Origin of the sequence: Synechococcus sp. Cruz-7E5 (genome assembly GCF_024345995.1) — a bacterium.
Classification (GTDB): Bacteria; Cyanobacteriota; Cyanobacteriia; order PCC-6307; family Cyanobiaceae; genus Regnicoccus_A.
In genome coordinates this window covers 80,621-107,369 of the sequence record NZ_JAGQCE010000003.1, presented here as the reverse complement: position 1 = coordinate 107,369, position 26,749 = coordinate 80,621, and the positions used below count along the sequence as shown (strand labels likewise).

The 26,749-nt window shown below is 67.2% G+C and carries 28 protein-coding genes and 1 tRNA gene; 15 read left to right on the top strand and 14 right to left on the bottom strand.

Annotated elements, in window-relative coordinates:
* Positions 1-124 precede the first annotated feature (124 nt).
* Together KBY77_RS05410 and KBY77_RS05405 are read left to right on the top strand one after the other, a co-directional pair.
* Positions 125-1,306, top strand: a complete 1,182-nt coding sequence (locus KBY77_RS05410; protein WP_255102548.1) for an efflux RND transporter periplasmic adaptor subunit — start codon at positions 125-127, stop codon at positions 1,304-1,306.
* Positions 1,306-4,455, top strand: coding sequence for an efflux RND transporter permease subunit (locus tag KBY77_RS05405; protein ID WP_255102547.1), 3,150 nt, complete (start codon positions 1,306-1,308; stop codon positions 4,453-4,455). The genes KBY77_RS05410 and KBY77_RS05405 overlap by 1 nt, the downstream gene beginning before the upstream one ends.
* Here the strand turns inward: KBY77_RS05405 and arsB are convergent.
* The 5 genes from arsB to KBY77_RS05380 all read right to left on the bottom strand — a co-directional run bounded on the left by arsB (position 4,440) and on the right by KBY77_RS05380 (position 9,502).
* Positions 4,440-5,459, bottom strand: coding sequence for an ACR3 family arsenite efflux transporter (arsB, locus tag KBY77_RS05400; protein WP_255102546.1), 1,020 nt, complete (start codon positions 5,457-5,459; stop codon positions 4,440-4,442). The genes KBY77_RS05405 and arsB overlap by 16 nt on opposite strands.
* Before the next feature lie 4 nt (positions 5,460-5,463).
* Positions 5,464-8,319, bottom strand: coding sequence for a cation-transporting P-type ATPase (locus KBY77_RS05395; RefSeq protein WP_255102545.1), 2,856 nt, complete (start codon positions 8,317-8,319; stop codon positions 5,464-5,466).
* Positions 8,320-8,487: 168 nt separating this feature from the next.
* A complete protein-coding gene (locus KBY77_RS05390) occupies positions 8,488-8,808 on the bottom strand; it encodes a helix-turn-helix transcriptional regulator (protein WP_255102544.1) in 321 nt (106 codons plus the stop codon).
* Between the two features lie 62 nt (positions 8,809-8,870).
* Positions 8,871-9,275 carry a PIN domain-containing protein gene (locus KBY77_RS05385; RefSeq protein WP_255102543.1) on the bottom strand — a complete coding sequence of 135 codons (405 nt, stop codon included), beginning with the start codon at positions 9,273-9,275 and terminating at the stop codon, positions 8,871-8,873.
* The gene (locus KBY77_RS05380) at positions 9,272-9,502 is read right to left on the bottom strand and encodes a hypothetical protein (protein WP_255102542.1); all 231 of its coding nucleotides are present in this window, start codon (positions 9,500-9,502) and stop codon (positions 9,272-9,274) included. The genes KBY77_RS05385 and KBY77_RS05380 overlap by 4 nt, the downstream gene beginning before the upstream one ends.
* A gap of 254 nt (positions 9,503-9,756) precedes the next feature.
* Between KBY77_RS05380 and KBY77_RS05375 the strand changes: the two genes are divergently transcribed.
* Genes KBY77_RS05375 through crtR form a run of 3 tightly spaced genes read left to right on the top strand, consistent with a single transcriptional unit; the run spans position 9,757 to position 13,157 of the window.
* A complete protein-coding gene (locus KBY77_RS05375) occupies positions 9,757-10,830 on the top strand; it encodes an ArsJ-associated glyceraldehyde-3-phosphate dehydrogenase (protein ID WP_255102541.1) in 1,074 nt (357 codons plus the stop codon).
* On the top strand, positions 10,827-12,080 hold the full coding sequence (gene arsJ, locus KBY77_RS05370) for an organoarsenical effux MFS transporter ArsJ (protein WP_255102540.1): 1,254 nt from the start codon (positions 10,827-10,829) through the stop codon (positions 12,078-12,080). Before KBY77_RS05375 ends, arsJ begins: the two co-directional genes overlap by 4 nt.
* A gap of 36 nt (positions 12,081-12,116) precedes the next feature.
* A complete protein-coding gene (gene crtR / locus KBY77_RS05365) occupies positions 12,117-13,157 on the top strand; it encodes a beta-carotene hydroxylase (protein ID WP_255102539.1) in 1,041 nt (346 codons plus the stop codon).
* A gap of 51 nt (positions 13,158-13,208) precedes the next feature.
* Here the strand turns inward: crtR and gatC are convergent, their stop codons facing one another.
* Both gatC and KBY77_RS05355 read right to left on the bottom strand, forming a co-directional pair.
* Positions 13,209-13,502, bottom strand: coding sequence for an Asp-tRNA(Asn)/Glu-tRNA(Gln) amidotransferase subunit GatC (gene gatC, locus KBY77_RS05360; protein ID WP_255102538.1), 294 nt, complete (start codon positions 13,500-13,502; stop codon positions 13,209-13,211).
* A gap of 73 nt (positions 13,503-13,575) precedes the next feature.
* Complete coding sequence (locus KBY77_RS05355; protein ID WP_399212356.1) at positions 13,576-14,394, bottom strand: creatininase family protein; 819 nt, start codon at positions 14,392-14,394, stop codon at positions 13,576-13,578.
* Positions 14,395-14,504: 110 nt separating this feature from the next.
* On the opposite strand from KBY77_RS05355, the gene KBY77_RS05350 reads away from it, so the two are divergent.
* Complete coding sequence (locus tag KBY77_RS05350; protein ID WP_255094806.1) at positions 14,505-14,804, top strand: DUF6679 family protein; 300 nt, start codon at positions 14,505-14,507, stop codon at positions 14,802-14,804.
* 31 nt (positions 14,805-14,835) lie between these two features.
* Here the strand turns inward: KBY77_RS05350 and KBY77_RS05345 are convergent, their stop codons facing one another.
* Entirely contained in the window at positions 14,836-14,979 is a 144-nt protein-coding gene (locus KBY77_RS05345; protein ID WP_006172340.1) for a hypothetical protein, read from the bottom strand.
* 43 nt (positions 14,980-15,022) lie between these two features.
* On the opposite strand from KBY77_RS05345, the gene KBY77_RS05340 reads away from it, so the two are divergent.
* Entirely contained in the window at positions 15,023-15,745 is a 723-nt protein-coding gene (locus KBY77_RS05340) for a DNA-3-methyladenine glycosylase (protein ID WP_255102537.1), read from the top strand.
* On the top strand, positions 15,742-16,791 hold the full coding sequence (locus tag KBY77_RS05335) for an aspartate carbamoyltransferase catalytic subunit (protein WP_255102536.1): 1,050 nt from the start codon (positions 15,742-15,744) through the stop codon (positions 16,789-16,791). The genes KBY77_RS05340 and KBY77_RS05335 overlap by 4 nt, the downstream gene beginning before the upstream one ends.
* Here the strand turns inward: KBY77_RS05335 and KBY77_RS05330 are convergent.
* The 3 genes from KBY77_RS05330 to KBY77_RS05320 form a co-directional block, all read right to left on the bottom strand.
* Complete coding sequence (locus KBY77_RS05330) at positions 16,778-17,185, bottom strand: DUF565 domain-containing protein (RefSeq protein WP_255102535.1); 408 nt, start codon at positions 17,183-17,185, stop codon at positions 16,778-16,780. The genes KBY77_RS05335 and KBY77_RS05330 overlap by 14 nt on opposite strands.
* Positions 17,186-17,240: 55 nt before the next feature.
* Positions 17,241-17,441 carry a hypothetical protein gene (locus KBY77_RS05325; protein ID WP_255094803.1) on the bottom strand — a complete coding sequence of 67 codons (201 nt, stop codon included), beginning with the start codon at positions 17,439-17,441 and terminating at the stop codon, positions 17,241-17,243.
* A gap of 131 nt (positions 17,442-17,572) precedes the next feature.
* Positions 17,573-17,734 carry a PCP reductase family protein gene (locus tag KBY77_RS05320; protein ID WP_255102534.1) on the bottom strand — a complete coding sequence of 54 codons (162 nt, stop codon included), beginning with the start codon at positions 17,732-17,734 and terminating at the stop codon, positions 17,573-17,575.
* Positions 17,735-17,931: 197 nt separating this feature from the next.
* On the opposite strand from KBY77_RS05320, the gene KBY77_RS05315 reads away from it, so the two are divergent.
* Positions 17,932-18,783 (top strand): calcium-binding protein, encoded by an 852-nt coding sequence (locus tag KBY77_RS05315; protein WP_255102533.1) that lies wholly within the window; start codon positions 17,932-17,934, stop codon positions 18,781-18,783.
* Between the two features lie 24 nt (positions 18,784-18,807).
* Here the strand turns inward: KBY77_RS05315 and KBY77_RS05310 are convergent.
* A tRNA-Ala gene (locus KBY77_RS05310) sits at positions 18,808-18,880 on the bottom strand.
* A 90-nt stretch (positions 18,881-18,970) separates the two neighbouring features.
* Here KBY77_RS05310 and KBY77_RS05305 point away from each other — a divergent pair.
* Together KBY77_RS05305 and coaBC are read left to right on the top strand one after the other, a co-directional pair.
* The gene (locus tag KBY77_RS05305; RefSeq protein ID WP_255102532.1) at positions 18,971-19,183 is read left to right on the top strand and encodes a DUF2555 domain-containing protein; all 213 of its coding nucleotides are present in this window, start codon (positions 18,971-18,973) and stop codon (positions 19,181-19,183) included.
* Positions 19,173-20,477: a bifunctional phosphopantothenoylcysteine decarboxylase/phosphopantothenate--cysteine ligase CoaBC gene (gene coaBC / locus KBY77_RS05300; protein ID WP_255102531.1), complete on the top strand. Its 1,305-nt coding sequence runs from the start codon at positions 19,173-19,175 to the stop codon at positions 20,475-20,477. Before KBY77_RS05305 ends, coaBC begins: the two co-directional genes overlap by 11 nt.
* On the opposite strand, the gene KBY77_RS05295 is transcribed toward coaBC, so the two are convergent.
* Positions 20,413-20,754: a hypothetical protein gene (locus KBY77_RS05295; protein WP_255102530.1), complete on the bottom strand. Its 342-nt coding sequence runs from the start codon at positions 20,752-20,754 to the stop codon at positions 20,413-20,415. The two genes, coaBC and KBY77_RS05295, sit on opposite strands and share 65 nt — an antisense overlap.
* Positions 20,755-20,889: 135 nt before the next feature.
* On the opposite strand from KBY77_RS05295, the gene KBY77_RS05290 reads away from it, so the two are divergent.
* The 4 genes from KBY77_RS05290 to KBY77_RS05275 all read left to right on the top strand — a co-directional run bounded on the left by KBY77_RS05290 (position 20,890) and on the right by KBY77_RS05275 (position 25,628).
* Positions 20,890-21,708: a photosystem II manganese-stabilizing polypeptide gene (locus tag KBY77_RS05290; RefSeq protein WP_255102529.1), complete on the top strand. Its 819-nt coding sequence runs from the start codon at positions 20,890-20,892 to the stop codon at positions 21,706-21,708.
* Positions 21,709-21,905: 197 nt separating this feature from the next.
* Complete coding sequence (gene sat, locus KBY77_RS05285) at positions 21,906-23,078, top strand: sulfate adenylyltransferase (RefSeq protein ID WP_255102528.1); 1,173 nt, start codon at positions 21,906-21,908, stop codon at positions 23,076-23,078.
* Positions 23,079-23,131: 53 nt separating this feature from the next.
* Positions 23,132-24,976, top strand: a complete 1,845-nt coding sequence (ftsH3, locus tag KBY77_RS05280) for an ATP-dependent zinc metalloprotease FtsH3 (RefSeq protein ID WP_255102527.1) — start codon at positions 23,132-23,134, stop codon at positions 24,974-24,976.
* Positions 24,951-25,628 (top strand): bifunctional 4-hydroxy-2-oxoglutarate aldolase/2-dehydro-3-deoxy-phosphogluconate aldolase, encoded by a 678-nt coding sequence (locus KBY77_RS05275; protein ID WP_255102526.1) that lies wholly within the window; start codon positions 24,951-24,953, stop codon positions 25,626-25,628. Before ftsH3 ends, KBY77_RS05275 begins: the two co-directional genes overlap by 26 nt.
* Here the strand turns inward: KBY77_RS05275 and aroC are convergent.
* Positions 25,610-26,698, bottom strand: coding sequence for a chorismate synthase (aroC, locus tag KBY77_RS05270; RefSeq protein ID WP_255102525.1), 1,089 nt, complete (start codon positions 26,696-26,698; stop codon positions 25,610-25,612). The genes KBY77_RS05275 and aroC overlap by 19 nt on opposite strands.
* Positions 26,699-26,749 lie beyond the last annotated feature (51 nt).

The window sequence follows — 26,749 nt, the reverse complement described above, 5'->3', positions numbered from 1 at the left end:
AGCCGTCGTCGCTTGACCTACTCAAAAGGTTGTGCATACACTGCCGCACATAACCAACTTGTTGTGCAGTCAGCGCTGGGCATCCCGCCGCTGCCCGCCAGCTCCTGCCCGCTCGAGCCCGCCCATGGATTCCGTGCCCGCTGCCACGCCCGCCGGCCGGTTCCGCTGGGGCCGCCCGCTTGCCGCCGCCTCCGCCGCCTCCGTTGGCCTCGCCGTGGCCCTGTCGGTGAGCCTGCGTCCCAGGCCCCCCGTCGTTCGCCCCCTGCCGGTGTCGGTGCTGACGGCCCAGCCTGTCAGCCAGTACTTCACCACCCGCGCCTACACCGGCGAAGTGGTGGCCGGCCGCAGCAGCAGCCTCGGCTTTGAGCTCGCCGGCACGTTGGAGCAGGTGCTGGTGCAGGAGGGAGACAAGGTGTGGGCAGGGCAGCCGCTGGCCCGCCTCGACAGCCGCCGGATCCGGGCCCAGCGCCAGCAGCTGCTGGCCCAGCAGAGCGTCGCGCGGGCCGCCGTGGAGGAGGTGCGTCAGCAGCTGATCCTGGCGGAGCTCCAGCGTGACCGCCGCCGCCAGCTCCATGCCCAGGGCGCCATCGCCCGTGAGGATCTCGACCAGCAGATCCATGGCAGCGCCGCCCTGCGCAGCCGCCTGGTCCAGGCCGAAAGTCAGGTCGACGACGTCAGCGCCCGCCTGCTCCAGATCGATGTCGACCTGGGCCGCAGTGTGCTGCTGGCCCCCTTTGCCGGCACGGTGAGCAGGCGGCTGCTCGATGAGGGCGTGGTGGTGAGTGGCGGCCAGGCGTTGATCACCCTGGTGGAGGCGGCCCCGCAGGAGGTGCGGGTGGGGGTGCCTCCCGCGGTCGCGCAGGACCTGCGGGTGGGCGAGAACCATCCCGTGCAGGTGGGGGATCGGCGCCAGGCGGGCACCGTGAGCGCTCTGCTGCCTGAGCTCGATGCCGCCAGCCGCACAGTCACCGTGGTGCTGCGGCTGGCTGCGGAGGATCTGCCGGTGGGGGCCACGGCCCGCCTCAGCCTGCGGCGCAGCGAGCGGGGCGAAGGCTTCTGGCTTCCCACCACCGCCCTGGTGGCGGCAGAACGGGGCCTCTGGTCGGTTTATGTGCTGGCGCCGCCGCCGGCAGGCAGCAGCGGTGCCCCTGGGCAGGCCCGGCAGGTGGCCCGGCGCCTGGTGGAGCCGCTGCACACCGAAGGCGATAGCTCGCTCGTGCGCGGAACCCTGCGCCCCGGGGAGCAGGTGATCGCCGCCGGCACCCATCGCGTGGTGCCGGGCGTCTGGGTGAAGGAGGCGATCTGATGCTCGATGTCTTTTATCGCAACCGGCAGCTACAGCTGCTCACCCTCCTGCTGGTGGTGGTCTGGGGGTTGTCTGCCCTGCTGACCTTGCCGCGGCTGGAGGATCCCCTGATCAGCCAGCGCAATGCCCTGGTGTTCACCGCCCTGCCGGGGGCCACGCCGGAGCGGGTCGAATCCCTCGTGACCGAACCCCTCGAGGACGCCCTGCTGGAGCTGGAGGAGGTGGACCATCTCGATTCCACCTCGGCCGCCGGCAGCTCGGTGATCGCGGTGAGCCTGAAGGATTCGATCCGCCAGGTGGCGCCGGTGTGGGGCAAGGTGCGCAGCAAGCTCGAGGAGGCGACCCCCAAGCTGCCGCCGGAGGCCACGGATCCGGACTTCCGCGACGGCAACGTCGGTGCCAGCGCCCTGATCGTGGGCCTCACCTGGGAACTGCCCGGCCCCCCCAACCTGGGGATGCTGGCCCGACTGGCCGACGACCTGGCCACCCGTCTGCGCTCCCTGCCAGCCACCGACAAGGTGGAGATCAGCGGCGAACCCCAGGAGGAGATCCGGGTGGAGATCGGTGCGCGGGAGCTGGCCCGGCTCGGGCTCACCGCAGGCGATCTCTCCGGGAGGATCGCCGCCAGCGATGCCAAGGAGGCCGCCGGGCAGGTGCGGGGCGAGGGCAGCGAGCTGCTGCTCCAGCTGGACGGCGCCCTCGACTCCCTGGAGCGCATCCGCGCCATCCCCCTGCAGACGGGGGCCGATGGCGCCAGCGCCCGCCTGGGCCAGGTGGCCGCCGTGAGCCGGGGCGTGCGCAGTCCCGCCGCCCGCCTGGCGCTGGTTCAGGGCCATCCGGCAGTTGTGGTTTCGGCCACGGTGGCCTCCGGGTCGCGGGTGGATCAGTGGGCGCAGCAGGCGCGCGGGCTTCTGGGGGAGGTGCGCGCCACCCTGCCCGAGGGCCTGGGGTTGCAAACGGTCCTGGATCAGAGCCGCTATGTGGAGGAGCGTCTTGATGGCGTGATCGGCAATCTGATCACCGGCTCCCTGCTGGTGGTGGCCGTGTCGGTGGTCATGCTCGGCGGCAGGGCGGCCCTGGTGGTGGGTGCCGCCCTGCCCCTCTCCGCCCTGATGGTGTTCGGCTGGATGCGGGTGCTGGAGGTGCCGCTGCACCAGATGTCGGCCACCGGCCTGGTGATCGCCCTCGGGCTGCTGATCGACAACGCCATCGTCGTGGTCGACGAGGTGCAGCAGCGGCTGCGCGCCGGCGTCACCGCCGGGCAGGCGGTGCGGCAGTCGGTGAGCTATCTGCTGGTGCCGATGCTGGCCGCCACACTCACCACCGTGCTGGCCTTCGTGCCCATCGCCACCTCGCCGGGGGCAACAGGGGAATTCATCGGCACGATCGGCCTCACCGTGATCCTGGCCCTGACCAGTTCCCTGTTTCTTTCACTCACGGTGATCCCCGCCCTCACCGCCCGTCTGCAAACCTGGCAGCCGCTGGGTCCGCGGGCGCGCTGGTGGTGGGAGCAGGGCGCCTCCCCGGCTGTTCTGGCCCGGCCCTACCGCCGGATCCTGCTCCAGGCCCTGCGCCATCCCCGCCAGGCGGTGGCCCTCTCGCTGCTGCTGCCGGTGCTGGGGTTCGCTGTCTTCGGCAGCCTCGACCAGCAGTTCTTCCCGCCCACCAACCGCGACCAGTTCCAGATCGAGCTGCGGCTGCCGCAGCAGAGCCCCCTGCTGCGCACCGAAGCCCTGGCGATGGCCGTGCGGCAGCGGATCCGGGCGGATCCCCACGTCGACGACGTGCACTGGTTCCTCGGGGAGAGTGCCCCTCCGTTCTTCTACAACGTCGTCGCCTCCGAGGAGAACGCTCCCCACTACGCCCAGGGACTGGTGCAGCTGCGGGGTTCGGAGCGGGTGCGCGAGACGATTCACTCCCTCCAGGGGGAGCTGGATCGGGCCTTCCCCGACGCCCAGATCCTGGTGAAGCAGCTGGAGCAGGGACCCCCCTTCGAGGCACCGATCGAGCTGCGGCTCGAAGGTGCCGATCTGGGGCTGCTGCGCCAGATCGGCGATGAGTTGCGCCGTCACCTGGCGCAGCTGGCGTCCGTGACCCACACCTCCGCCACCCTGAGCGAAGCGCTGCCCCGCCTCGCCCTGGCAGTGGATGAGGAGCAGGCCCGGCGCAGCGGCCTCGACAACCGCGCCATCGCCCGTCAGCTGCAGGCTGGCCTGGAGGGGAGCGTGGGTGGCTCGATCCTGGAGGGCGTCACCACCGTGCCGGTGCGGGTGCAGGTGGCCGAGGCCCAGAGGGGAGATCTCCAGCAGGTGGCCTCGCTCGATCTGGTGGCTCCCGGCCGCGCCGAACCGATTCCGCTCGGGGCCCTGGCCCGGCTGCAGCTGGAGCCGGAGCTGGCCGCGATCGCCCGTCGCGACGGGCAGCGCATCAACACCGTGCAGGCCTTCCTTGCGGCGGGAGCCCTGCCGGATGCCGTGCTGCGGGAGTTTCGCAGCCAGCTGGAACGGGAGGGCTGGCAGCTGCCGGCCGGGGTGACGCTGGCCTACGGCGGCGAAGCCGATGCCCGCGGCGATGCGGTCACCAACCTGCTCTCCACGGTGGGGGTGCTGATGATCCTGATGACAGCCACATTGGTTCTGTCCTTCCGCTCCTTCCGGATGGCCGCCCTGATCGCCTCGGTGGCGGTGCTCTCTGTTGGACTGGCGGCCCTGGCCCTGAAGCTCAGCGGATCGGTGTTCGGCTTCACCGCCATCCTCGGCACGCTCGGCCTGATCGGGCTGGCGATCAACGACTCGATCGTGGTGCTCAACGCGCTGCGCACCGATCCGGCTGCCGCCAGCGGTGACCCGACCGCCACCAGTGCCGTGGTGCTGCATGCCACTCGCCATGTCATCGCCACCACCCTCACCACCGTGACGGGTTTCCTGCCGCTGATGCTCGACCCCACCGGCTTCTGGCCGCCGCTGGCGATTGCGGTGTCCGGCGGACTGGTGGGGGCCACCGGCCTGGCCCTGTTCTATGTGCCGGCAGCTCACAGCCTGCTGGTCCAGGCACCTGCTGGCCATCGGCCCAGCGTTCTCTCTGGCTTGGCTTGGCTTGGATCCGCCGGTGAGCAGCTTGACGGGGCAACGCGTCAGGCGCTTCGGTAGGGAAACAGCCAGCGGCTGCGGTTGGCGATCGCCACCAGCGCCAGCATCACCGGCACCTCCACCAGCACTCCCACCACCGTGGCGAGTGCGGCGCCGGAGCGCACCCCGAACAGGCTGATCGCCACCGCCACCGCCAGCTCGAAGAAGTTGGAGGCGCCGATCAGGGCACCGGGGGCGGCCAGATCGTGGGGCTGGCGCCACTTGCGCATCCACAGGGCGGTGAGGGCGAAGATCAGCACCGTCTGCAGGATCAGCGGGATCGCCACCAGCACGATCAGGGCCGGGTTGGCCAGGATCGTGCTGGCCTGGAAGCCGAACAGCAGCAGCACCGTGGCCAGCAGCCCCACGATCGACCAGGGCTTGAGCCGCGCCTCGATCCGCTCGATCGCCCGCTCACTGCCGATCGACCGCCGGGTGAGCCAGCCGGCCACCAGCGGAATCACCACGAACAGCGCCACCGACAGCTGCAACGTGTCCCAGGGAACCGCCACCTGGCTCACCCCAAGCAGCAGCCCGGCGATCGGGGCATAAGCCAGCACCATCACCAGATCATTGGCCGCCACCTGAACCACGGTGTAGGTGGCGTTGCCACGGCAGAGCTGGCTCCACACGAACACCATCGCCGTGCATGGCGCCACGCCGAGCAGGATCATGCCGGCCACCAGCTGGTCTGCAAGGGCAACGGGAATCCAGGCTGCGTAGAGGCCGCGGATGAACCACCAGGCCAGCAGCGCCATGGTGAAGGGCTTCACCAACCAGTTCATCGCCAGGGTGACGATCAGCGCCTGGGGTTCGCCGCGAATACGACCGACGGCTGAGAAATCCACCGCCAGCATCATCGGGAAGATCATCAGCCAGATCAGCACCGCGATCACGAGATTGATGCGGGCCACCTCCACAGCGGCCAGGGCGGCGAACAGCCCGGGGAACAGCTGCCCAAGCACGATTCCTGCGCTGATGGCCAGCGCCACCCATCCACTCAACCAACGCTCGAAGAGGCCCATGGATTCAGAGAAAGGGGGTTGTGGGCAGGGCAGCCGCTGCCAGCTTTGACGGACGTTGACCCCAGCCTCGCTGACGGATGAGCAGCTTCTGCAAGCTGTCCGCCGCCAGCACCGCCACCGGTGCCAGCGCGATCGGGCCGAGGTAACCCAGAGGGAAGCGGGCCATTTCGAACACGGCGGCCATGGGGGCCACCAGCACCAGGATGCCGGCCACGACCGGCTCGCTCAACCAACCCAGCCACAGCAGCGGGTTGGGAATGGACAGCAGCTCCCAGAAGGGGCGCCGGTCGCTGCGGCAGGCCAGCAGTGCCCCCATCTGGCCGGCCACGATCAGGCAGAAGGCCACCGTGGAAGCCCGTTGCTGGATCGCCTGCAGCGCAGGCGCGGCGCGGTGGTGGAGCAGATCGGGGGCCAGCTGCTGCAGGGCGGCCAGGTCGACGCCGTTGTTGTGCCACACCAGCAGGTAGCCCGCCATCGACATCAGACCCTCCACCAGCCCCAGCACCAGGTAGGCCCGCACCATCAGCGGCCGGTTGAGCAGGGGCAGGTCACGGGGGCGTGGCGGCTGGCGCATCACCCCCGCCTCAGGGGCTTCCGAGCCCAGGCCCAGGGCCGGCAGCAGATCGGTGCCGAGATCCACCGCCAGAATCTGCAGCACCGTGAGGGCCGCCGGGATCCGCAGCACCACCATCGCCAGGAACGGCAGGATTTCCGGCACGTTCGAAGCCAGGATGTAGGTGATGAACTTGCCGATGTTCGCCACCACCGAGCGGCCGAAACGCACGGCCTCAACGATCGTGGCGAAGTTGTCGTCGAGCAACACGATGTCGGCGGCCTCGCGGGCCACATCGGTGCCGCTGATGCCCATGGCGAGGCCCACGTCGGCGGCACGCAGGGCCGGTGCGTCGTTGACGCCATCGCCGGTGACGGCCACCACCTCGCCCAGGGCCTGGTAGGCCTGCACCAGCCGCAGCTTCTGCTCCGGGGCCATACGGGCGAACACCAGCCGGTGGCGGTATTTCAGCAACTGCCGCAGATGCACGTCGCTGATCTGGGCCAGGGTGGAGCCCTCGATCACCCGCACGGGATCGGCACCTGCACGGCCACCCTGGGCGGAGCTCGGCTCCAGCAGGCCGATCTGGAGGGCGATCGCCTGGGCCGTGAGTCCGTAGTCGCCCGTCACCATCGTCACCTTGATGCCGGCGTCGCGGCAGCGGCGGATGGCGTCCGGCACTTCCGGTCGGGGCGGGTCATAGAGGCCCAGCAGACCGAGCAGGGTCTGGCCCGATTCCAGAACGTCCGCCGGCGCCACGTGCAGGTCTTCCGCCCCGGCTCGCAGGGCCACGGCAATCACCCGGTAGCCCCTGGCGGCCAGGTCGTCGTTGGCGGCCACAACCCGCCGGCGGCGGATCGGATCGAGCGGTTCGCTGCCGCTGGGCGTGAGCCAGGCTTCGCAGCGCTCCAGCACCTCCAGCGGCGCTCCCTTGGTGATCACCAGGCTGCCGCTGGCGGCGATCGGCAACGGCGAATCGTTCCACTTCACCAGCACCGTCATGCGCCGCCGGTGTGAATCGAAGGGGATCTCGCGGTGGCGTGGGTGGAGGCGCTGCCGCTCCGCCGGATCGAGGCCGGCGGCCTGTGCCGCCTGCAGCATCGCCGTTTCGGTGGGATCACCGACTGCACCACCGCCATCGAGGCGGGCGTTGCTGCACAGAGCGGCCCCCTCGAGCAGCAGCCGCTGCAGATCCTCGCCGGGAACCGGCAGCCAGGTCTCCTCCACCGCCATGCGATTGCAGGTGAGGGTGCCGGTCTTGTCGCTGCAGATCACACTCACCGATCCGAGCGTTTCCACCGCCGAGAGACGCCGCACCAGCGCCTTGCGACGGGCCATGCGCTGCACGCTCAAGGCCAGCGCCAGGGTGACCGTGGGCAGAAGGCCTTCGGGCACGTTGGCCACGATGATCCCGATCGCGAAGACAAGGCTCTCCAGGGGCGTCATGCCCACGAAGACCAGGCTCAAGGCGAAGGCGAGCAGGCCCATCGTGATGGCGATCGTGCTGATCGTGTGCACGATGCGGGCCACCTGCTGCTCCAGAGTGCTGGCGCTGCGGTGGGTGCCGGCCGTGAGGCGGGCCACCTGGCCGAATTCGGTTTCGGAGCCGGTGGCAAATACGATGGCCTCGCCCCGGCCGGAGGCGATCGTGCTGCCCGCCAGCAACAGGTTGGGCCGTTCAGCGGTGGGCAGATGCAGCTCGGCCTGAGCGGCGGGCAGGTCGATGGCCTGGCGAGCCACCTGCACCGATTCACCGGTCAGCACCGAAAGATCGACGCGCAGCTCATGGCTCACGCTGACGCGGCAGTCAGCCGGCACCCGATCGCCCTCCTCCAGCAGCAGCCGGTCGCCGGCCACCAGCTCCTCGGCGGAGCGGAAGCAAAGCCTGCCGTCTCGCCACACCTGCACCTGGCGGGGCAGGGAGCGGGTGAGGGCGGCCAGGGTGCGCTCCGCCTGGAACTCCTGCCAGAACGAGAAGATGCCGTTGATCAGCACCACCGCCCAGATCGCCCAGCCCAGCTGCGGGGTGCCGGCCACGAAGGCCAGCGCCCCGGCGATCCACAGCAGCAGGGCCATGAAGTGGAGCATCTGGTCGAGGAAACGCAGCACCAGTGGCCGGCGTTTCAGCGGCGGCAGCCGGTTGGCGCCGTAACGCTCCAGCCGCTGCTCCGCTTCCGGCTGGCTGAGACCCTCGGGGGTGGTGCGCAGACCTGGATACACCTGCTCCAGCGGCAGAGACCAGATCGGCTGGGAGGCAGCAAGCAGCACCGAGTCAACAGGCTGGGGTGCCTTCAGGATGGCCGCCATGAAGGCGAGCGAATCAGGGCGCGCACTTCCTCTGCGGCAGGCACCTGGCCGGCCACCACAATCTGCCCGTCGAGCACCAGCACAGGGGGGTTCTCATCACGCCGGCCAGCAGGTTCACATGGCCCGGCCGGCTGGTGCGCAACCACCGCATCGCCGGGGCGGGCTCGCTCACGGGCAGGGGCTGGCGGAGTTGCGGCAGTCGGCAGTCAAGGCGGCGAGCCAACCGCGGAGATCATCGAGGGCTTCGGGGCGCAGGCGGTAGTAAACCCAGCGGCCCTCCTGCCGGTCGGCCAGCAGCCCGGCCTGCTTGAGCACCTTGAGGTGAAAGGAGAGCTTCGACTGGGACAGGCCCAGATCGGCGGTGAGATCACAGACGCAGCGCTCGCCGCTGCCAAGGGCCTCGATCACCCGCAGCCGCAACGGGTCGGCGAGGGCCTTTAGCAGCGCTCGGGCCTGGTCGCTTTGGAGGGACGTGGTGGCGACGCTCATCGGATCGGGCCTGCCTCATTAATCAACGCTAGTTGATTGGTTTGAGGCAGCGGATCAGAAGGTCAGGCAGGACGCCTCAGGTGCTGAAGGCGCAGCTCGCTTACCGAGGCGATGGCCTCGAAGTCGGCGTCGAAGCTCACCAGCACGGCGTTGTGGTGCAGGGCCACGGCGGCCACCAGCAGATCGAGGCTGCCCACCGTTCGGCCGACCTGGCGGCAGGCCTGGCCCAAGGCAATCGACCGCTGCCATAGATCCGCTGGGGTAGGGAGCGTGGGAAGGGTGGCGAACTGGGCCTCCAACAACCTGGCTTCTTCAGGCCGGGCTGAGCGCAGGACTTCAAAGAGCACGGGTTCGGCCAGGTGGGCCCCCGGATCCAGCACGAAAGGCGCGATGAACTGCTTCAGCGCAGCCTGACTACGGGCACGGGTGAAGTCGATCCAGAGGCTGGTGTCGAGCAGCAGGGTCATGGGGCCAACTCATGCTCCCGCTGGCGATCGCGCTCCTGATCGGCTTCGTAGCCCTCCAGCTCCACGCCCCACTCGCCGCTGAGGAAGCGCTGAGCGATCTGGGCCCGGCGTCGATGCTGGAGGGCCTCCTCCATCAAGCGCCGGATGGCAGGGCCCTTCTTGCGCTCACCGGTGAGATCCAGGATTTCCCGCATCTCATGATCCGAGAGATCGACGGTCACTTTCATGGTTTCAGTGAGAACTTATCTGATTCTGGGGCAACCCAGGAGCTGTGGCGACCTCAATCCAGGTCCTGCGGAGTTCCTGGGATGCCGGGTCAAGGGATGGAGCCGTTGCGGGTGGCCAGCCGGGCGGCCTTCCAACTCCGCTGCAGAGCATCAACAGGATCCCCAATGGCCGGCAACATCTGCTTGCGGGTGCTCTCCAGCACTCTCCCATCAACCAATCTTGATCTAAGTTTCCAGGGCTTGCCTCTGCCTTCATGAAGATCGGCATCAACGGCTTCGGCCGCATCGGCCGCCTGGTGTTCCGCGCCCTCTGGGGCAGGCCCGGCATCGCCTTGGTGCATGTCAACGACCCGGCCGGTGATGCCGCCGCTGCCGCTCACCTGCTCGAATTCGACTCCGTGCATGGCCGCTGGCCCCAGGTGGTGCTTGCCGAAGCCGACGGCGAAGCGGATGGTTTTCGGGTGGCCGACCAGCCGGTGAGCTACAGCCGCCACAAGGATCCAACCGCCGTGCCCTGGCTTGATGCCGGCGTGGACCTGGTGCTCGAGTGCAGCGGCAGGATCAAAACGCCCGAAACCCTCGAGCCCTATTTTTCGAAACTGGGCCTGAAGCGGGTGATCGTGGCCTGCCCGGTGAAGGGGGTGATCGCCGGGGAAGAAGCGCTGAACGTGGTGTTCGGCATCAACCACGCGCTCTACGACCCCAGCCGCCACCGCCTGCTCACCGCCGCCTCCTGCACCACCAACTGCCTGGCACCGGTGGTGAAGGTTGTGCACGAAAGCTTCGGCATTCGCCACGGCTCGATCACCACTCTCCACAACATCACCAACACCCAGGTGGTGATCGACAGCTTCAAATCCGACCTGCGCCGGGCTCGCTCCGCCACCAGTTCGCTGATCCCCACCACCACTGGATCGGCCAAGGCGATCGGCCTGATCTTCCCCGAACTGCAGGGCAAACTCAACGGCCACGCTGTGCGGGTGCCCTTGCTCAATGCATCGATCACCGATGCGGTGTTCGAGCTGGAGCGCGCGGTGAGCGTGGAGGAGGTGAACGGCGCCTTTGCCGCCGCTGCCGCCGGCCCGCTGCAGGGAATCCTGGGCTATGAGGAGCGGCCGCTGGTGTCGGTGGATTACCTCAACGACAGCCGCAGCTCGATCGTCGATGCCCTCTCCACAATGGTGGTGAACGGCACCCAGCTCAAGGTGTTCGCCTGGTACGACAACGAGTGGGGCTACAGCTGCCGCATGGCCGATCTGGCCTGCCATGTGGCGGCGCTTGAAGCTTCTCGCCCTTCGGCCGCGGCTGAACAGGGTGCCGTTGCATGAAACAGCTCACCGGGCTGCAGCAATACGCGATCGTGACGGCCAATTACTGGGCCTTCACCCTCACCGATGGGGCGCTGCGCATGCTCGTGGTGTTCCATTTCCACCAGCTGGGTTACACCACCCTGGAGATCGCCTTTCTGTTTCTGTTCTACGAATTCTTCGGCATTCTCACCAACCTTTACGGCGGCTGGTTAGGGGCCCGCTTCGGGCTGCGGCTCACGCTCTGGGCGGGCACGTTGCTGCAGGTGTGTGCCCTGCTGATGCTGATTCCCGTCGCCGAAGGCTGGCCGCGCTGGTGGAGCGTGGCCTACGTGATGGTGGCCCAGGCGATCAGTGGGATCGCCAAGGACCTCAACAAGATGAGTGCCAAGAGCGCCATCAAGACCGTGGTGCCGGAAACCCCCGACGACCACAGCCGCGGCGAAGCCCAGCTGTTCAAGTGGGTGGCGATCCTCACCGGCTCCAAGAACGCCCTCAAGGGTGTGGGTTTTTTCCTGGGTGGGGTGCTGCTCGCCACGGTCGGCTTCAATGCCGCCGTTGCGGCGATGGCTGCCGGGCTGTTCCTGGCTTTCCTGGTCACCCTGGTGCTGCCGGGTGAGATCGGCCGCATGAAGGAGAAACCGGCCTTCACAGCCCTGTTCTCCAAATCGAAGGGCATCAATGTGCTCTCGACGGCCCGCTTCTTCCTGTTCGGCGCCAGAGATGTCTGGTTCGTGGTGGCCCTGCCGGTGTTTCTGCAGACCACCCTCGGTTGGCGCTACTGGGAGGCGGGCGGCTTCATGGGCCTCTGGGTGATCGGCTACGGGATCGTGCAGGGCTCTGCTCCGGCCCTGCGGCGCAGCTGGGGGCAGAGCGCTCCGCCGGGGGTGTCCGCCGTGCAGTTCTGGAGCGCCGTGCTCTCGGCCATCCCGGCCCTTATCGCCGTGGCGCTGTGGCGGGAGGTGGCCCAGCCGGGGGTGGCGATTGTGGTGGGGCTCGCGGCCTTCGGCGTGGTGTTCGCGATGAATTCCTCGATCCACAGCTACATGGTGCTGGCCTACACCGACGCCGAATCGGTAAGCCTCAACGTGGGCTTCTATTACATGGCCAATGCCGCCGGCCGGCTGGTGGGAACCCTGCTCTCCGGCGCCCTGTTTCTGGTGGGCGGCCTGCAGGCCTGCCTGTGGGCCTCGTGCCTGCTGGTGGGGTTGTCGTGTCTGAGCAGCCTGCGTCTGCCGGCGCCGCTGCGGCAGCCTGGCTTGTGCCCGTAAGGTGGGATCCCGTTTGTAGAGGCGTGGTCTGCGGCGATGACCCGAATGTTGGCCCTGTCGCCCGAACCTGCCACCGAAGCGTTGCCTTCAGGCGCCACGCTTCGGTCGGTGCCGAAGGAATTCCTCGATCCCCCATCGGCCTGGAATCCCACCGTGGCGCTCTTCCTCGGAGGCTTCGCTCTAGCGGGACTCACCATCTGGGGCTGGTTCGTGCCCCAGTGGCCGCTGCCGCTGCTGCTGGCTCTGGGATTCCTGGCCCTGCACCTCGAGGGCACCGTCATCCACGACGCCTGCCACAACGCCGCCCACCCCAGCCGCTTCTGGAACGCGGTGATGGGCCACGGGGCCGCGCTGCTGCTGGGCTTCAGCTTCCCGGTGTTCACCCGGGTACATCTGCAGCATCACGCCCACGTCAATGATCCGAAGCGCGATCCCGACCACATCGTCTCCACCTTCGGACCGCTCTGGCTGATTGCACCGCGCTTCTTTTATCACGAAGTCTTTTTCTTCCGCCACCGTCTCTGGCGCAAGTGGGAGTTGCTGGAATGGGGCCTGGCCCGTGCCATTTTCTTCTCGATCGTGCTGGCTGCCTTCAAATTCAACTTTCAGTCGTTCATCTTCAATTGTTGGTTTGCCCCAGCGTTGATGGTGGGCGTCACCCTCGGCCTCTTCTTCGACTACCTGCCCCACCGCCCCTTCAAGTCACGCAACCGCTGGCATAACGCCAGGGTCTACCCCAGCCGGGTGATGAACTGGTTGATAATGGGGCAGAACTATCATCTCGTGCATCATCTCTGGCCATCGATTCCCTGGTTCGAGTATCAACCGGCTTACCGGGCCACCAAGCCACTTCTTGATGCCAAGGGATCCCCCCAGCGCCTGGGGTTCTTCGAAACCCCCCACGACGGCATCAACTTTCTCTACGACATCTTCTTGGGCATCCGCAGCCACAAGCGCCGGCGCAGCCGCCTGCGCCCCATCGCGGCGTTGATGCCCACAGCCCGCTCACGCCGCCACCTGCTTTCGCTGTTGCACCGAACGGCTGTCTCGCCGGTGCCGCGTTCCTCCGCCGGCTGAGACTTGAGGCGATTGGATCAACCTCAATCAACCCAAGTCATCCCAGTCAGCTCAGCTGGCCAGGATCTGAGGAACCCTGAAGAAGTCGCCTTCGCGCTGGGGTGCCAGCTCCAGCAACTCCTCTCGCACGGGTGTTTCCTCCACCTCGTCGGCGCGGGTCACATTGACCACTTCCACCGCCCGGGTGGTGGGAGGAACTCCCTCCGTATCCACCTGCTCCAGGTGCGCCACATACTCGAGGATTCGCTCCAGCTGGCTTGTGTAGGTCGCGATCTTGGCCTCGGGCAGCTCCAGGCGAGCCAGCTGGGCCACCTTGCGCACGTCGTCTGAGGAAATCTGGGCCATCGTTGCGGTGAAGCTGGCTCTGCTGGCCTGAACCTAACTGGAGCACCCCGGGCACGTCCCGGACCTGTCCCGTTCACTCGCTCAGAAAGGTCTCCAGATCCTTGCTGAGGGCCTCGGCGGCCAGTTCAAGGAAGCGTTTGCCATCGTCGGCGCTGGCGAGGTAGGGGTCGGAGCCCATCCGACCGTCGGGGTGGCGTCGGCGGAAATCCTCGGGCCCGTGGATCGGCCCGGCGGGCGCCGGCTCCGGCAGGGGCCGCTGCTTCGCCACCAGGCTCGGCTCCAGGTGCATGGTGAGGGCGATTTCGCTGGGGGTGGCGTGATGCCCTTCACGGTTGCCGTAGCGCTCGCGGGCCTCCCTCATCACCGGCCCTGCCATGAACCAGTTGGCCAGTTGGCAGCGCAGCCCAGGCGCCCCCGCCAGACCCCTGCTGGCGGCACTGGCGTAGGCCTCGGCAAAGGCGGCCCGGGTGGTGGCGATGTTGCCGCCATGGCCGTTGATCACGAAGATCCGCTCGAAGCCATGGCGGGCCAGCGACAGCACCACGTCGTGGATCACGGCCAGAAGCGTGGAGGGCTGGAGGCTGATCGTGCCCGCGAAGCCCAGGTGGTGCTCGGCCATGCCGAAGGCCTGGGCGGGCGTGACCAGCACACCGGTGCGGCGACCCACCTCCAGGGCCACTGCTTCGGCGGTGAGGGCATCGGTGCCGATGGCGCCGGTGGGGCCGTGCTGTTCGGTGGAGCCCAGGGGCACGATCACCCCCTTGCAGCCCTTCAGATACTCCTCCACCTCCGGCCAGCTGCGCAGCTGCAGCCGGATCGCCTCCACGCTGGCGGCGGGGCCGGGCAGCGGGCTGCCGGCCGGCGCGGTGGTCTGGGGCGAGGAGATCGTCACCAGGGGCAGCTCGGCCACGGGGCCGAAACGAGGGATCCTCTGAAGTATCCCTAGGATCAGAGGGATCCGGGCCCCGATCCGCGCTCGGCCCGCTGGAGTCGGAGCTCAGGATGCTGCACCGGAAGCTGGATCAGTTCTGCAGCGAGAAGCGACCGGTCTGGGTGTTCCTGCGGGATCAGCAGCGCTGGATCGAGCAGGCTCTGGTGGTGGAGATCGCCGGCGACCTGGTCACCCTGCGCTACGACGAGGAGGAAGACGACGAATTGCACAGCTGGGAGGAGAGCGTTCGCCTCGATTCGATCGGAGCGGTGAGCACCCGCCTGGCCCACTTCAGCCGCAGTGCCAGGGCAGAGGATCTAGAAACCTCCGAAGACTGCCCTGAATCGGAGCAGCTGCACCGCCAGGGCTGAGCGCCGCGCCCGCCGCCCCAGCGCCGCAAGTTCAGTGGGCAGTGCCGTTGCCGTCGTAGTCGTCGCTGTCGTAGTAACCACCCCGGGTGCCGAAGTAGAGGGTCGCCAGGCAGAACAGACCGCTGCCGGCCAGCAGCACGGTGCCGAGATTGAAGCTGGAGAGAGCGTTGGACACGAAACGGTCGCGAAAGACAAGCAGGGACCAACCCCCGCAGGAGGTGGCGAACTCCAGTCTGGCGGCATCCGCTCCCGGGGCCGCTCCTGGCCCCGGGGGTGTCGATCTCCTGACGCCCGCCTTCTTTGCGCGCGGCGCCGATCAGGTGGCCCCGGATCTGGTCGGCTGCCAGTTGCTGCGCCGCTTCGAGGATGGGCGCTGCCTCCGGGGGCTGGTGGTGGAAACCGAGGCCTACTGCCAGAGCGAGCCCGCCTGCCACGGTCACAGGCGCCGCTCTCCCTCCAACGACACCCTGTTCGGCCCGCCGGGCCGCTTCTACGTTTACGTCAGTCATGGCATCCATCACTGCGTGAATGTGGTCACCGACCGTGAAGGCTGGGCGAACGGTGTCCTGCTGAGGGCCGTGGCCCTGGCGGGTGAGCCCGAACGCAGCGCCGCTGGCCCCGCCCTGCTGGCGCGTCGCTTCGGCCTGGATCGCCGCCAGGACGGCCAGCCGGTGGATTCCGCCGGCGGAGTGTGGCTGGCGCCGAGGCCCCCGGCCCTGCTGGCCTGGTGGCGGCAGCAGCAGCTGAAGGGTCAGGACCCGCTGCTCACCACCACCCGCATCGGCATCACCAGGGGGGTGGAGCTGCCCTGGCGCTGGTACCTCAAGGCCAGCCGCAGTGTCAGTCGCCGGGCCCGGGGCGACCGCACCCCGGCCCATTCCGTGGCCCTGAAGCCAGAGGCGGTGTTGCCCGCGGCGGCTGGGTCGGGGATGGAGCCGTGAGCGGCTGGTCGCACCGGCACCTGATCGATCTGGCGGCCTTCAGCCTCGAGGATTTCGCCACCGTTCTGGAGCTGGCCCAGCGCTTCAGGGTGATGCCCGTCAGCGGCTCCCGCAAGCTGCCGGCCCTGCAGGGCCGGCAGGTGACCAGCCTGTTCTTCGAGCCCAGCACCCGCACCCGCAGCAGCTTCGAGCTGGCGGCACGGCGCCTCTCGGCCGATGTCCAGAGCTTCTCCCCCTCTTCGAGCTCCCTCAGCAAGGGGGAGAGCCTGCTCGATACCGCCCTCACCTACGTGGCCATGGGCGCCGATGTGCTGGTGGTGCGCCATCGCTGCGCCGGTGTTCCGGCGGCGCTGGCCCGCGACCTCGACCGCGAACGTGAACGCCGGGGCGGCGGCCGGCCGGTGGCGGTGCTCAACGGTGGAGATGGACTCCACAGCCACCCGAGCCAGGGGCTGCTCGACCTGTTCACCCTCGCCCGTCATTTCGCCCCGGAGCAGCCGACCCCGGCGGCGCTGCGCGACCGCACGATCGTGATCGTGGGAGATGTGCTCCATTCGCGGGTGGCGCGCTCCAACCTCTGGGCACTCACCGCCTGCGGTGCCCATGTGGTGCTCTGCGCCCCTGCCACGCTCCTGCCCGATGCCTTCGCCCAGTTCGTGGCGGCACCACCCCCTGGTCAGGCCAGGGATCCGGTGGCAAGCCGTGGCTCGATCCGGATCGAGCGCCAGCTGGAGCGGGCCCTGCCCGGAGCCGATGCCGTGATGACCTTGCGGCTGCAGCGGGAGCGCATGCACCAGCACCTGCTCACCAGCCTGGAGAGTTACCACCGCCGCTTCGGCCTCAGCCAGGCCCGCCTGCAGCTCTGCGGCCCCTCAGTGCCGGTGTTGCATCCGGGCCCGGTGAACCGAGGCGTGGAGATGAGCGGCGATCTGCTGGATGACACCGAGCGCTGCCTGGTGGCGGAGCAGGTGCGTAACGGCATTCCGATGCGCATGGCCCTGCTTTATCTGCTGGCCGCCCGTGGCGATGAGCTCAGAGAAGCTTGAAGCCCTCCTGCAGCAGCCCATAGAGCAGGCCGATGCGCCCGGCGTCCAGCAGCTGCAGGGTCAGGCGGTCCTGGGGGCGCTGCAGCAGCCAGCGCCGGCAGCGGATCGAGAGTTCGATCGGCACCACACAGATCAGGGCCGCCAGCGGATCCAGATAGGCCAGGGCTCCGGTGAGCATTCCCACCGCCCCGCCGAAGAAGAAGGCTCCAAATCCGGTGATCAGCACCAGGGAGAGCCGCCGCCAGGGATTCTCTGCCCAGTGGCGCAGGCGCTCCCCCTGCAGAGCCACCTGACGATGCAACCGGGTCTGCTGCGGGCGGATCAACGCTGGGCCTTGGACGGGAAGAATGGGCAGGTGCGTTGGCTGGAGATCCCCATCACCCGGCTCAGCCACCTGCCGCCGCAGGTCTACACCCTTTCAGGCCGTCCTGCCAGTCCTGCGCCGGAGCTCAGCTTTCGCTGTCCTTGCTCTTGCGCGATCCCTTGCCTTCCAGCAGCTCCAGCAGCGCCTCCATCTGGGCCATCACACCGCGCACCTCACCCGCCTCCGGCAGCAGACCGTCTTCCATCACCCCCTGGTGCATCTCCCGGAGTTCCTGGCGGATGTAGCGCAGGTGACTCACCACCTGCTCTCGCTTGGACTGCGACATGGATGGGGCAACCTGTAATGCCCTCTCTTTTACCTTACGGCCGGTCAGGGGGGCTCCGACCAGGCGAAACAGGCCTGCCTGGCTGGGCCGGAGTCGATCAGGCCCCCCTCGCTCAAGCGCTCAGCAGACCTTTATTTTTCGCCGAAACGGGCCTTGGCGGCTGAGTAGAAATCAAGGTCGATGCTGGTCAGGGAGGCCTCTACGGCCAGGCTTTCGATCTTTCGCCGTACGGCGGGGCGCACGAAGAACGGCACTTCCTTGAGCCTGGCTTCAGCTTCGGGGGTCCACTCCATACGTTGTATTCAGGGCAGGTCCTGTGGAAGAATAGGGGGCTGAATCGTCGACATTGAGCGTCTGTGGGCTGAGAAGGAGATCACTTAGGCCCCCAGCCGCTGTAAAGAAATAAAATATGAACATGAAGTCAATCCAGCGATTGTGACCATCCTGCCCAGACCCCTGTCATGACAAGAGAGACAGTTGCAACCGACCCATGGCCGCCCCTGGACCCTCACCCGTTGTCAATACTCAGTTTCTGAGTGACGATGGCGTCTGGAATTTTTCAGACTTTGCTGACAATGTGCAGCTGAATAATTTTCCAGCCTCCTTCGGCGCCCCGATCCGTATGTTTGCGGGCAACGACATTGTCACTGGCACCAACTTCAATTCGCCAGGCTGGGCTAACCAGGTGAATGGAAACCTGGGGACTGATACTTTGATTGGGAATATCCTGCGAGACAAGTATCTGGGGGGTAAGGAGGGCGACCAGCTTTTTGGCGAGGCAGGGGCGGATTGGTTGAACGGCAATGATGGTAATGATTTGGTGTTCGGTGGGGCCGATAACGACATCGTGCGTGGTGGGAAGAACAACGACACTCTTCTCGGAGATGCTGGTAATGACATCTTGGTGGGCGACTTTGGCCGGGATTTCCTTGTCGGTGGGATTGGGAACGATCGCTTTGTGCTGCGCACAGATTCGGTCACAGAAGCTGGCGTCCTCTTGACGAACACCTCAGCAAACTCTTCCGAGGTCGACGTAATTACTGACTTCTCAACCGCCGTTGGCAACAAGGACAAGATCGTGATTCCAGGAGTGAGTTCTTTTGCTCAACTTGCCTTCACTAATACTAGTATTGATGGTTTTGCTGGCGCGTTGATCTCATTTACTGCAGAGGCAGGCGGCGAGCGCATCGGCTTTGTGAGAGGGATTACGGCAGCAGCGCTTAGTTCTGGCGGCGGCGCTAACTTCGTGATCGGGGCCACCGCCGACGACTTCCTCTCGAAGATCACCCCGGAGTTCTTCCTGGCCAACCCCAACATGGCCACGGATCTGATCCCTGTCTAAGCATCTACAGACACTTTCTGGAGATGGAGAATAGGGGACTCGAACCCCTGACCTCTGCGGTGCGATCGCAGCGCTCTACCAGCTGAGCTAATTCCCCTTGGGGTTATCCCTTCCAGAAATTTATCAGCCCTGCCCAGTGGCGGGGCTGATGCGCTGGAATTGAGCTGTGCTCCGCCCCATTGGCCCCTTGTCCGCAACCCCGATCACGCCTGAGCGACTGGCCGCCTTCGATGAGGCGTCCATCGCCGAGCTGGCCCAGCGCCTGGACGACGACGACTACCCCACCCCCTTCGCAGCTCTGCAGGACTGGCACCTGATCCGGGCTCTGGCGATCCATCGACCTGAGTTGGCGCACCCCTACGTGCATCTGGTGGACCAGGAACCCTTCGATGAGGAGTGAGCAGGATCCCCTCGCCGGTTGCAGGATCCTGGTGGCGATCAGCGGCAGCATCGCCGCAGTCAAGCTGCCTGCCCTGGTCAGTGCCCTGGCCCAGCGGGGGGCCCAGCTCCGCTGCGTGCTCACCCCCAGTGCCGCCCGGCTGGTGAGCCCGGTGGCCCTGGCCAGCCTCAGCCGGGCCGCCTGTCACCTCGACGAGGACCAGTGGAGCCACCGGGCACCCCGGCCCCTGCATGTGGAGCTGGCCGAGTGGGCCGAGCTGGTGCTGCTGGCTCCCCTCAGCGCCACCAGCCTCGCTCGCTGGGTTCAGGGTTCCGGCGACACCCTGCTTTCCAGCACCCTGCTGGCCACAGAGGCGCCGGTGCTGGCGGCTGCTGCCATGAACACGGCGATGTGGGGGGCGCCCGGGGTGCGGCGCAACTGGGATCAGCTGCAGGCCTTTGAGCGGGTGCTGCCCCTGGGGCCGGCCGCTGGCCTGCTCGCCTGCGACCGCCAGGGGGCCGGCCGGATGGCCGAGCCTCAGCAGCTGCTGCTGGGATTGGAAACCCTGCGCCTGCATGGCTGGCGGCGTGATTGGCAGGGGCGGCGGCTGCTGGTGAGCGCCGGTCCCACCCGCGAGTGGCTCGATCCCGCCCGCTGCCTCACCAATCCCAGCAGTGGCCGGATGGGGGTGATGCTCGCCCAGGCCGCCCTGTTGCGGGGGGCTGAGGTCGACCTGGTGCACGGACCCCTCAACCTCGATCCGCTCTTGCTGGAAGGTCTGCATGTGCATCCCGTCGAGAGCGGTGCGGCCATGGGTCAGGCGCTGGAGCAGCTGCAACCAGCGGCCGATGCGGTGGCCATGGCCGCTGCCGTGGCCGATCACGGCCGTGCCGCACCCGAACTCCAGAAGCTCAGCAAACAGGATCTGCTCGCCAGCCTCAGCGCCGGCTGGTGCGAGGTACCGGATCTGCTGGGCCAGCTGGTGGCCCGCCGCGCCGCAGGCCAGCGGATCCTGGGGTTTGCCGCCCACTCGGGGGATGTGCTTCCCCAGGCCCGCGCCAAGCTGCTGCGCAAGGGCTGTGATCTGCTCTTCGCCAACCCGATCGACCAACCGCAGGCCGGCTTCGGGGTGAACAGCAATGAAGGCTGGCTGCTTGGTCCGGGGGAGCGGGAGCTGCGCATCCAGTCAGCCGGCAAGTTCGCCGTGGCCCATCAGCTCATCAGTGCCCTCGGCGCCCTGCTGGATCCGCTCATGCTGCCAGCGGAGGCTCCTCGTGAAGGTCTGGCCGGTCGTCGCGCTGCAGCAGATCCATGAAGGTGCGCAGCTGCAGGCGGGGGATGTAGGGCCAGCCGCCGCTGCGCTCCATGTTCCTGAGCAGGCCGAACAGCTGCTGGCGGTCCTCCGGCAGGCTGCGGCGGAAGGCGCCGTCCTGAATCGAGCGATGCAGGGTTTCCAGCTCCCGCAGCAGGGTCAGCAGTGCCTCGGGCTGCCCTTCGAGCCCTTCGGCCAGCCGGTGGAGATCCTGTGCCAGCCTCCTCGCGGCCAGCAGGGGATCCTGAGCTTCGGGCGGCTCGTTGAAACCTTCGGTCATGACTGCCGTGTCGCGTCCCGCCCTACGGGTTGTTGAGAGCCGCAACATGCTATCGGGACTCGGGTTTTTCATCTGTAGGATCGCCGTTGGCGCACCCTCCATCAAGGTTTCACCCTGCTTGTGCGGCTTCTCCCAATGCGTTTTCGACCCCTGCTGGCCCTTGTGCTGGCGCTCTGCCTGACGCTGGTCACAGCGTGCAGCGGCGGTGCCACAGCCGTTGAACGGGCCAATGTCACCTACGACGACATCGTCAACACCGGCAAAGCCAACGACTGCCCGACCCTTCCCGATTCGGCCCGCGGCTCCATCCCCCTGGATCCGTCCGCCAGCTACCAGCTGCGTGAAATCTGCCTCCACCCAAGCGAAGTTTTCGTGAAGGGTGAGCCAGCCAACAAGCGCCAGGAGGCACAGTTCGTGGCGGGCAAGATCCTCACCCGTTACACCTCCAGCCTCGATCAGGTCTACGGCGATCTCAGCATCGACGGCGACAAGCTCACCTTCAAGGAGCTTGGCGGCATCGATTTTCAGCCGATCACCGTGCTCATGCCGGGTGGTGAGGAAGTCCCCTTCACCTTCTCCAGCAAGAAGCTGATCGCCACTGCCGTTGGTGCCTCGATCAGCCCCAGCACGGATTTCGAGGGTTCTTACCGCACTCCGAGCTACCGCACCAGCAACTTCCTCGATCCGAAGGGTCGTGGCCTCACCTCCGGCTACAGCAGTGCTGTGGGTCTGGTGCCTGCCGGTGACGACGAAGACCTCACCAAGGAAAACGTCAAGCAGTACGTCGATGGCACCGGCACCATGAGCCTTTCGATCACCAAGGTCGACAGCGCCACGGGTGAGTTCGCCGGGGTGTTCTCAGCGATCCAGCCTTCCGACACCGACATGGGCAGCAAGGCCGTCGTCGATGTCAAGGTCACAGGTCAGCTCTACGGCCGCCTGGAGAAGGTCTGAACCGAGCCGCCTCAGGCTCAGGCCTCTGGCTGTTGTTCGTCTCTGCCGCTTGCACCGTTGCTGCAGATGCTTCAAAAGGCCCCAGTCGGGGCCTTTTTTTGTGGCAGATCCACCCAGTCGCAACCGTATTCGCCACCTGGGCCACACGTTCTTGCCGCCCGGTCTGGAACAATTTCCCCACCTACCGCTGGCCCCCCATGACCACCGCCGCTCCTTCTGGTCGCTCCAGCACCGGTCTGATCCCGCCCCACGGGGGCTCGCTTGTGGATCTGATCGTGCCTGCGGAGCAGCGTGAGGCGGTGAAGGCGGGCGTGGATCGGGTGCTGGAGTGCAGCCACCGCAACGCCTGCGATGTGGAGCTGCTGATGGTGGGTGGCTTCTCGCCCCTGCTGGGCTTCATGCACCAGGAGGACTACGAGGCGGTGGTGAAGGGGAACCGCACCACGTCGGGGCTCCTGTTCGGGCTGCCGATCATCTTCGACACCGCTGACGCCACGATCCAGGTGGGCGAGCGCCTGCTGCTCACCTACCAGGGTCAGGAGCTGGCGGTGCTCACGGTGGAGAGCCGCTGGGAGCCCGACAAGGTGAAGGAGGCCAAGGGCTGCTACGGCACCACCTCTCTGGAGCATCCTGCGGTGCGCATGATCGCCACCGAGCGGGGCCGCTACTACCTAGGCGGTGCTCTCCAGGGCCTGGAACTGCCCCAGCGGGTATTCCCCTGCCGCACCCCGGCCCAGGTGCGTGCCGATCTGCCCCATGGCGAGGACGTGGTGGCCTTCCAGTGCCGCAATCCGATCCACCGGGCCCATTACGAGCTGTTCACCCGCGCCCTGCATGCCACGAACGTGAGCGAGGGGGGAGTGGTGCTGGTGCATCCCACCTGCGGTCCCACCCAGGAGGACGACATCGCCGGTGAGGTGCGCTTTCAGACCTACGAGCGCCTGGCGGCTGAGGTGGCCAACCCCCGCATCCGCTGGGCGTACCTTCCCTACGCCATGCACATGGCCGGCCCGCGGGAGGCGCTGCAGCACATGATCATCCGCAAGAACTACGGCTGCACGCACTTCATCATCGGCCGCGACATGGCTGGCTGCAAAAGCTCCCTGAGCGGTGAGGATTTCTACGGCCCTTACGACGCCCAGGACTTCGCGCGCGACAACGCGCCGGAGCTGGGCATGGAAACTGTGCCATCACTCAACCTGGTGTACACCGAGGAAGAGGGCTACGTGACGGCGGAGCATGCCGAGGCGAGGGGGCTGCATGTAAAGAAATTGAGCGGAACCCAGTTCCGGCAGATGCTGCGCAGCGGTGAGGAGATCCCGGAGTGGTTCGCCTTCCGTAGCGTGGTGGAGGTGCTGCGGTCCGCCTGACGGTCCCGGCGACGGTTAACATTCTGTTACTTCCCCTCTCAGGAGCACGCAGGTTGAAAAAACGCTGGCGCAACGCGGGGCTCTATGTGCTCCTGGCGATCGTGGTGATTGCGGTGGGGTCCGCTTTCCTGGGGCGCCCTGATCAGGCCAATGCCCCCAGAAGCCTCCGCTACAGCGATTTCGTCGAGGCGGTTCAGGAGAACCAGATCTCCCGCGTGCTGATCTCCCCCGACCGCGGCACCGCCCAGGTCGTTGAGAACGACGGCAATCGGGCCGTGGTCAACCTCGCCCCTGACAAGGACCTGCTCAAGCTGCTCACTGACCACAACGTCGACATCGCGGTTCAGCCCAACCGTGAACCCGCCGCCTGGCAGCAGGCCGTGGGCAGCTTGCTCTTCCCGCTGCTGCTCCTGGGAGGTCTGTTCTTCCTGTTGCGGCGCGCCCAGGGTGGCGGCGGCAATCCCGCCATGAGCTTCGGCAAGAGCAAGGCACGGGTTCAGATGGAACCCCAGACCCAGGTCACCTTCGGTGATGTTGCCGGCATTGAAGGCGCCAAGCTCGAGCTCACCGAAGTGGTCGACTTCCTCAAGAATCCCGATCGCTTCACGGCGGTGGGCGCCAAGATTCCCAAAGGTGTGCTCCTGGTGGGCCCTCCCGGCACCGGCAAGACCCTGCTTGCCAAAGCGGTCGCCGGTGAAGCAGGCGTGCCGTTCTTCTCGATCGCCGGTTCTGAGTTCGTGGAGATGTTCGTGGGTGTGGGCGCCAGCCGCGTGCGTGACCTGTTCGAGCAAGCCAAGAAGAGCGCTCCCTGCATCGTCTTCATCGACGAGATCGACGCGGTGGGGCGTCAGCGTGGCGCCGGCCTCGGCGGCGGTAACGACGAACGGGAGCAGACCCTCAACCAGCTGCTCACCGAAATGGACGGCTTCGAGGGCAACACCGGCGTGATCATCGTGGCTGCCACCAACCGCCCAGACGTGCTGGATTCGGCCCTGATGCGGCCGGGTCGTTTCGATCGCCAGGTGGTGGTCGACCGTCCGGACTACGCCGGCCGTTTCCAGATCCTGGGAGTCCATGCCCGCGGCAAGACCCTGGCCAAGGACGTAGATCTCGACAAGGTGGCGCGTCGCACCCCCGGTTTCACCGGAGCCGATCTGGCCAACCTGCTCAATGAGGCGGCGATCCTGGCGGCCCGCCGTCAGCTCACCGAGGTCTCGATGGATGAGGTCAATGACGCCATCGAGCGCGTGATGGCCGGTCCTGAGAAGAAAGACCGGGTGATGAGCGAGAAGCGCAAGCGGCTGGTGGCTTATCACGAATCGGGCCATGCCCTGGTGGGAGCCCTCATGCCCGACTACGACCCCGTCCAGAAGATCAGCATCATTCCCCGCGGCCAGGCCGGTGGTCTCACCTTCTTCACCCCCAGCGAAGAGCGGATGGAGTCTGGCCTCTATTCCCGCGCATACCTGCAGAACCAGATGGCTGTCGCCCTCGGTGGCCGCGTGGCTGAGGAGATTGTCTACGGCGAAGACGAGGTGACCACCGGAGCCTCCAACGACCTGCAGCAGGTGGCCCGTGTCGCCCGCCAGATGGTCACCCGTTTCGGCATGAGCGACAAGCTGGGCCCTGTGGCCCTTGGTCGCGCCCAGGGGGGCATGTTCCTCGGCCGCGACATCGCAGCCGAGCGCGACTTCTCCGAAGACACCGCCGCCACCATCGATGAGGAGGTAGGGCTGCTGGTCGCTGAGGCCTACCGCCGTGCCAAGCGTGTGCTTATCGATAACCGCTCGGTTCTCGATGAACTGGCCGAGATGCTGGTGGAGAAGGAAACCGTCGACGCCGAGGAGCTTCAGGAACTTCTGATCCGCAGCGATGTGCGGGTCGCGGAATACGTCTGAGTCCAGGTCGCTGCTGGCCGAACTCCGGGCACTGCCGCTGCTTGCGGTAGTGCGCCCGGTCCGTCCCCTTGATGCCGCTTCCCGGATCGCCATGCTGAGCGCGGCCGGGATTCGCCATGTGGAGATCGCCTGGAGCCCATGGCCCTGCTGGAGCCACGACTGCCGTGAGCTGGCCCAACGCTTCCCCGCCATCCGTTTCGGGGCGGCTTCTGTGCGAACGCTCCAGGCCCTGGAGGCTGCCGACCAGGCCGGCTTCAGCTTCGCGTTCTCGCCCGTACTGGATCCAGGCCTTCTGGGCCGAGCCCACCAGCTGGGCATCACCCTGGTGCCGGGGGTCTTCTCCCCCACGGAGGTGCACCAGGCGGTTGAGTTGGGCTGTATGGCCGTGAAACTCTTCCCGGCCAAGACCCTGGGGCCTGGTTACTGGGCCTCGCTCTCCGGTGCTTTGGCTCCCTTGCCCTTCTGCATCGCCGCGGGTGGACTGGGGGTCGCTGACCTCAGCGGCTGGCTCCATGGAGGTGTGGATGCACTGGCCCTGGGCTCCACGCTGTTCGAGCCGATCAGCGAGGCGGGAGCCTGCCCCCGCTTGGATCCGCGCCTGGCCGGCTGGGTGGCGACCTACCCCTCAGCCCTTCACCAGAGGCTGCACTGAGCCTGCTGACGCAGCAGGTGGTCGGCCAGCACCAGGGCCACCATCGCTTCCACCATCGGCACCGCCCGGGGCAGCACGCAGGGGTCGTGGCGGCCCTTGGCCTCCAGCACCGTGGCTTCGCCGCTGGAGGTCACCGTCTGCTGGGCCTTGCGGATCGTGGCGGTGGGCTTGAAGGCCACCCGCAGCACGATGTCCTCGCCGTTGCTGATGCCCCCCTGGATGCCGCCGGAGTTATTGGTGGCGGTGCGCAGGCTGCCGTCGCCGGTGGCGATGAAGGGGTCGTTGTGCTCACTGCCCCGCTGCAGGCTGCCGGCGAAGCCCGAGCCGATCTCGAAGCCCTTGGTGGCCGGCAGCGACATCACCGCCTTGGCCAGGTCGGCTTCCAGCTTGTCGAAGACCGGCATGCCCAGCCCCACCGGCGCCTGGCGCACCACGCACTCGATCACGCCGCCGCAGGAATCACCCTCGCGGCCGATCGCCTCGATGCGCTCGATCATCCGCTCCGCGGAGGCGGCATCGGGGCAGCGCACGATGTTGGCCTCCACGTCGTCGAGGGTGACAGCGGCTGGATCGATCGTGGCCTCGATCGTGTGGATCCGCTTCACCCAGGCGATCACCTCGGTGCCATGGGCGCGGGCGAGCAGTTGCTTGGCGATGGCACCGGCCGCCACCCGGCCGATCGTTTCCCGCGCCGAGGCCCGGCCGCCGCCACTTAGGGCCTGGATGCCGTATTTCGCCTGGTAGGTGGCATCGGCGTGGGAGGGCCGAAAGGCGACCGCCATCTCGCTGTAGTCGCCGGGGCGCTGGTCCCTGTTGCGCACCACCATCGCGATCGGCGTGCCCAGGGTGACCCCATCCAGCAGGCCGCTTAGGATCTCGACGCGATCGTCTTCCTTGCGGGGGGTGGTGATCTTGCTCTGACCAGGCTTCCTGCGGTCGAGCTCCGCCTGAATGGCTTCAAGATCGAGCGCCAGCCGTGGCGGACAGCCATCGACGATCACACCGACACCACCGCCGTGGGACTCCCCGAAGGTGGTGATCCGAAAGAGGTGTCCGAAGCTGCTGCCCATGGGCTGGAGCCTACTGAAACGCTCCGACTGCGGTCCTGCTGGTTCGACCGC

Excerpts from the sequence above, each read along its gene's own strand:
- KBY77_RS05410 (WP_255102548.1), top strand. The coding sequence starts at position 125 with ATGGATTCCGTGCCCGCTGCCACGCCCGCCGGCCGGTTCCGCTGGGGC.
- KBY77_RS05405 (WP_255102547.1), top strand. The coding sequence starts at position 1,306 with ATGCTCGATGTCTTTTATCGCAACCGGCAGCTACAGCTGCTCACCCTC.
- arsB (WP_255102546.1), bottom strand. The coding sequence starts at position 5,459 with ATGGGCCTCTTCGAGCGTTGGTTGAGTGGATGGGTGGCGCTGGCCATC.
- KBY77_RS05395 (WP_255102545.1), bottom strand. The coding sequence starts at position 8,319 with ATGGCGGCCATCCTGAAGGCACCCCAGCCTGTTGACTCGGTGCTGCTT.
- KBY77_RS05390 (WP_255102544.1), bottom strand. The coding sequence starts at position 8,808 with ATGAGCGTCGCCACCACGTCCCTCCAAAGCGACCAGGCCCGAGCGCTG.
- KBY77_RS05385 (WP_255102543.1), bottom strand. The coding sequence starts at position 9,275 with ATGACCCTGCTGCTCGACACCAGCCTCTGGATCGACTTCACCCGTGCC.
- KBY77_RS05380 (WP_255102542.1), bottom strand. The coding sequence starts at position 9,502 with ATGAAAGTGACCGTCGATCTCTCGGATCATGAGATGCGGGAAATCCTG.
- KBY77_RS05375 (WP_255102541.1), top strand. The coding sequence starts at position 9,757 with ATGAAGATCGGCATCAACGGCTTCGGCCGCATCGGCCGCCTGGTGTTC.
- arsJ (WP_255102540.1), top strand. The coding sequence starts at position 10,827 with ATGAAACAGCTCACCGGGCTGCAGCAATACGCGATCGTGACGGCCAAT.
- crtR (WP_255102539.1), top strand. The coding sequence starts at position 12,117 with ATGACCCGAATGTTGGCCCTGTCGCCCGAACCTGCCACCGAAGCGTTG.
- gatC (WP_255102538.1), bottom strand. The coding sequence starts at position 13,502 with ATGGCCCAGATTTCCTCAGACGACGTGCGCAAGGTGGCCCAGCTGGCT.
- KBY77_RS05350 (WP_255094806.1), top strand. The coding sequence starts at position 14,505 with ATGCTGCACCGGAAGCTGGATCAGTTCTGCAGCGAGAAGCGACCGGTC.
- KBY77_RS05325 (WP_255094803.1), bottom strand. The coding sequence starts at position 17,441 with ATGTCGCAGTCCAAGCGAGAGCAGGTGGTGAGTCACCTGCGCTACATC.
- KBY77_RS05320 (WP_255102534.1), bottom strand. The coding sequence starts at position 17,734 with ATGGAGTGGACCCCCGAAGCTGAAGCCAGGCTCAAGGAAGTGCCGTTC.
- KBY77_RS05315 (WP_255102533.1), top strand. The coding sequence starts at position 17,932 with ATGGCCGCCCCTGGACCCTCACCCGTTGTCAATACTCAGTTTCTGAGT.
- coaBC (WP_255102531.1), top strand. The coding sequence starts at position 19,173 with ATGAGGAGTGAGCAGGATCCCCTCGCCGGTTGCAGGATCCTGGTGGCG.
- KBY77_RS05295 (WP_255102530.1), bottom strand. The coding sequence starts at position 20,754 with ATGACCGAAGGTTTCAACGAGCCGCCCGAAGCTCAGGATCCCCTGCTG.
- KBY77_RS05290 (WP_255102529.1), top strand. The coding sequence starts at position 20,890 with ATGCGTTTTCGACCCCTGCTGGCCCTTGTGCTGGCGCTCTGCCTGACG.
- sat (WP_255102528.1), top strand. The coding sequence starts at position 21,906 with ATGACCACCGCCGCTCCTTCTGGTCGCTCCAGCACCGGTCTGATCCCG.
- KBY77_RS05275 (WP_255102526.1), top strand. The coding sequence starts at position 24,951 with ATGTGCGGGTCGCGGAATACGTCTGAGTCCAGGTCGCTGCTGGCCGAA.
- aroC (WP_255102525.1), bottom strand. The coding sequence starts at position 26,698 with ATGGGCAGCAGCTTCGGACACCTCTTTCGGATCACCACCTTCGGGGAG.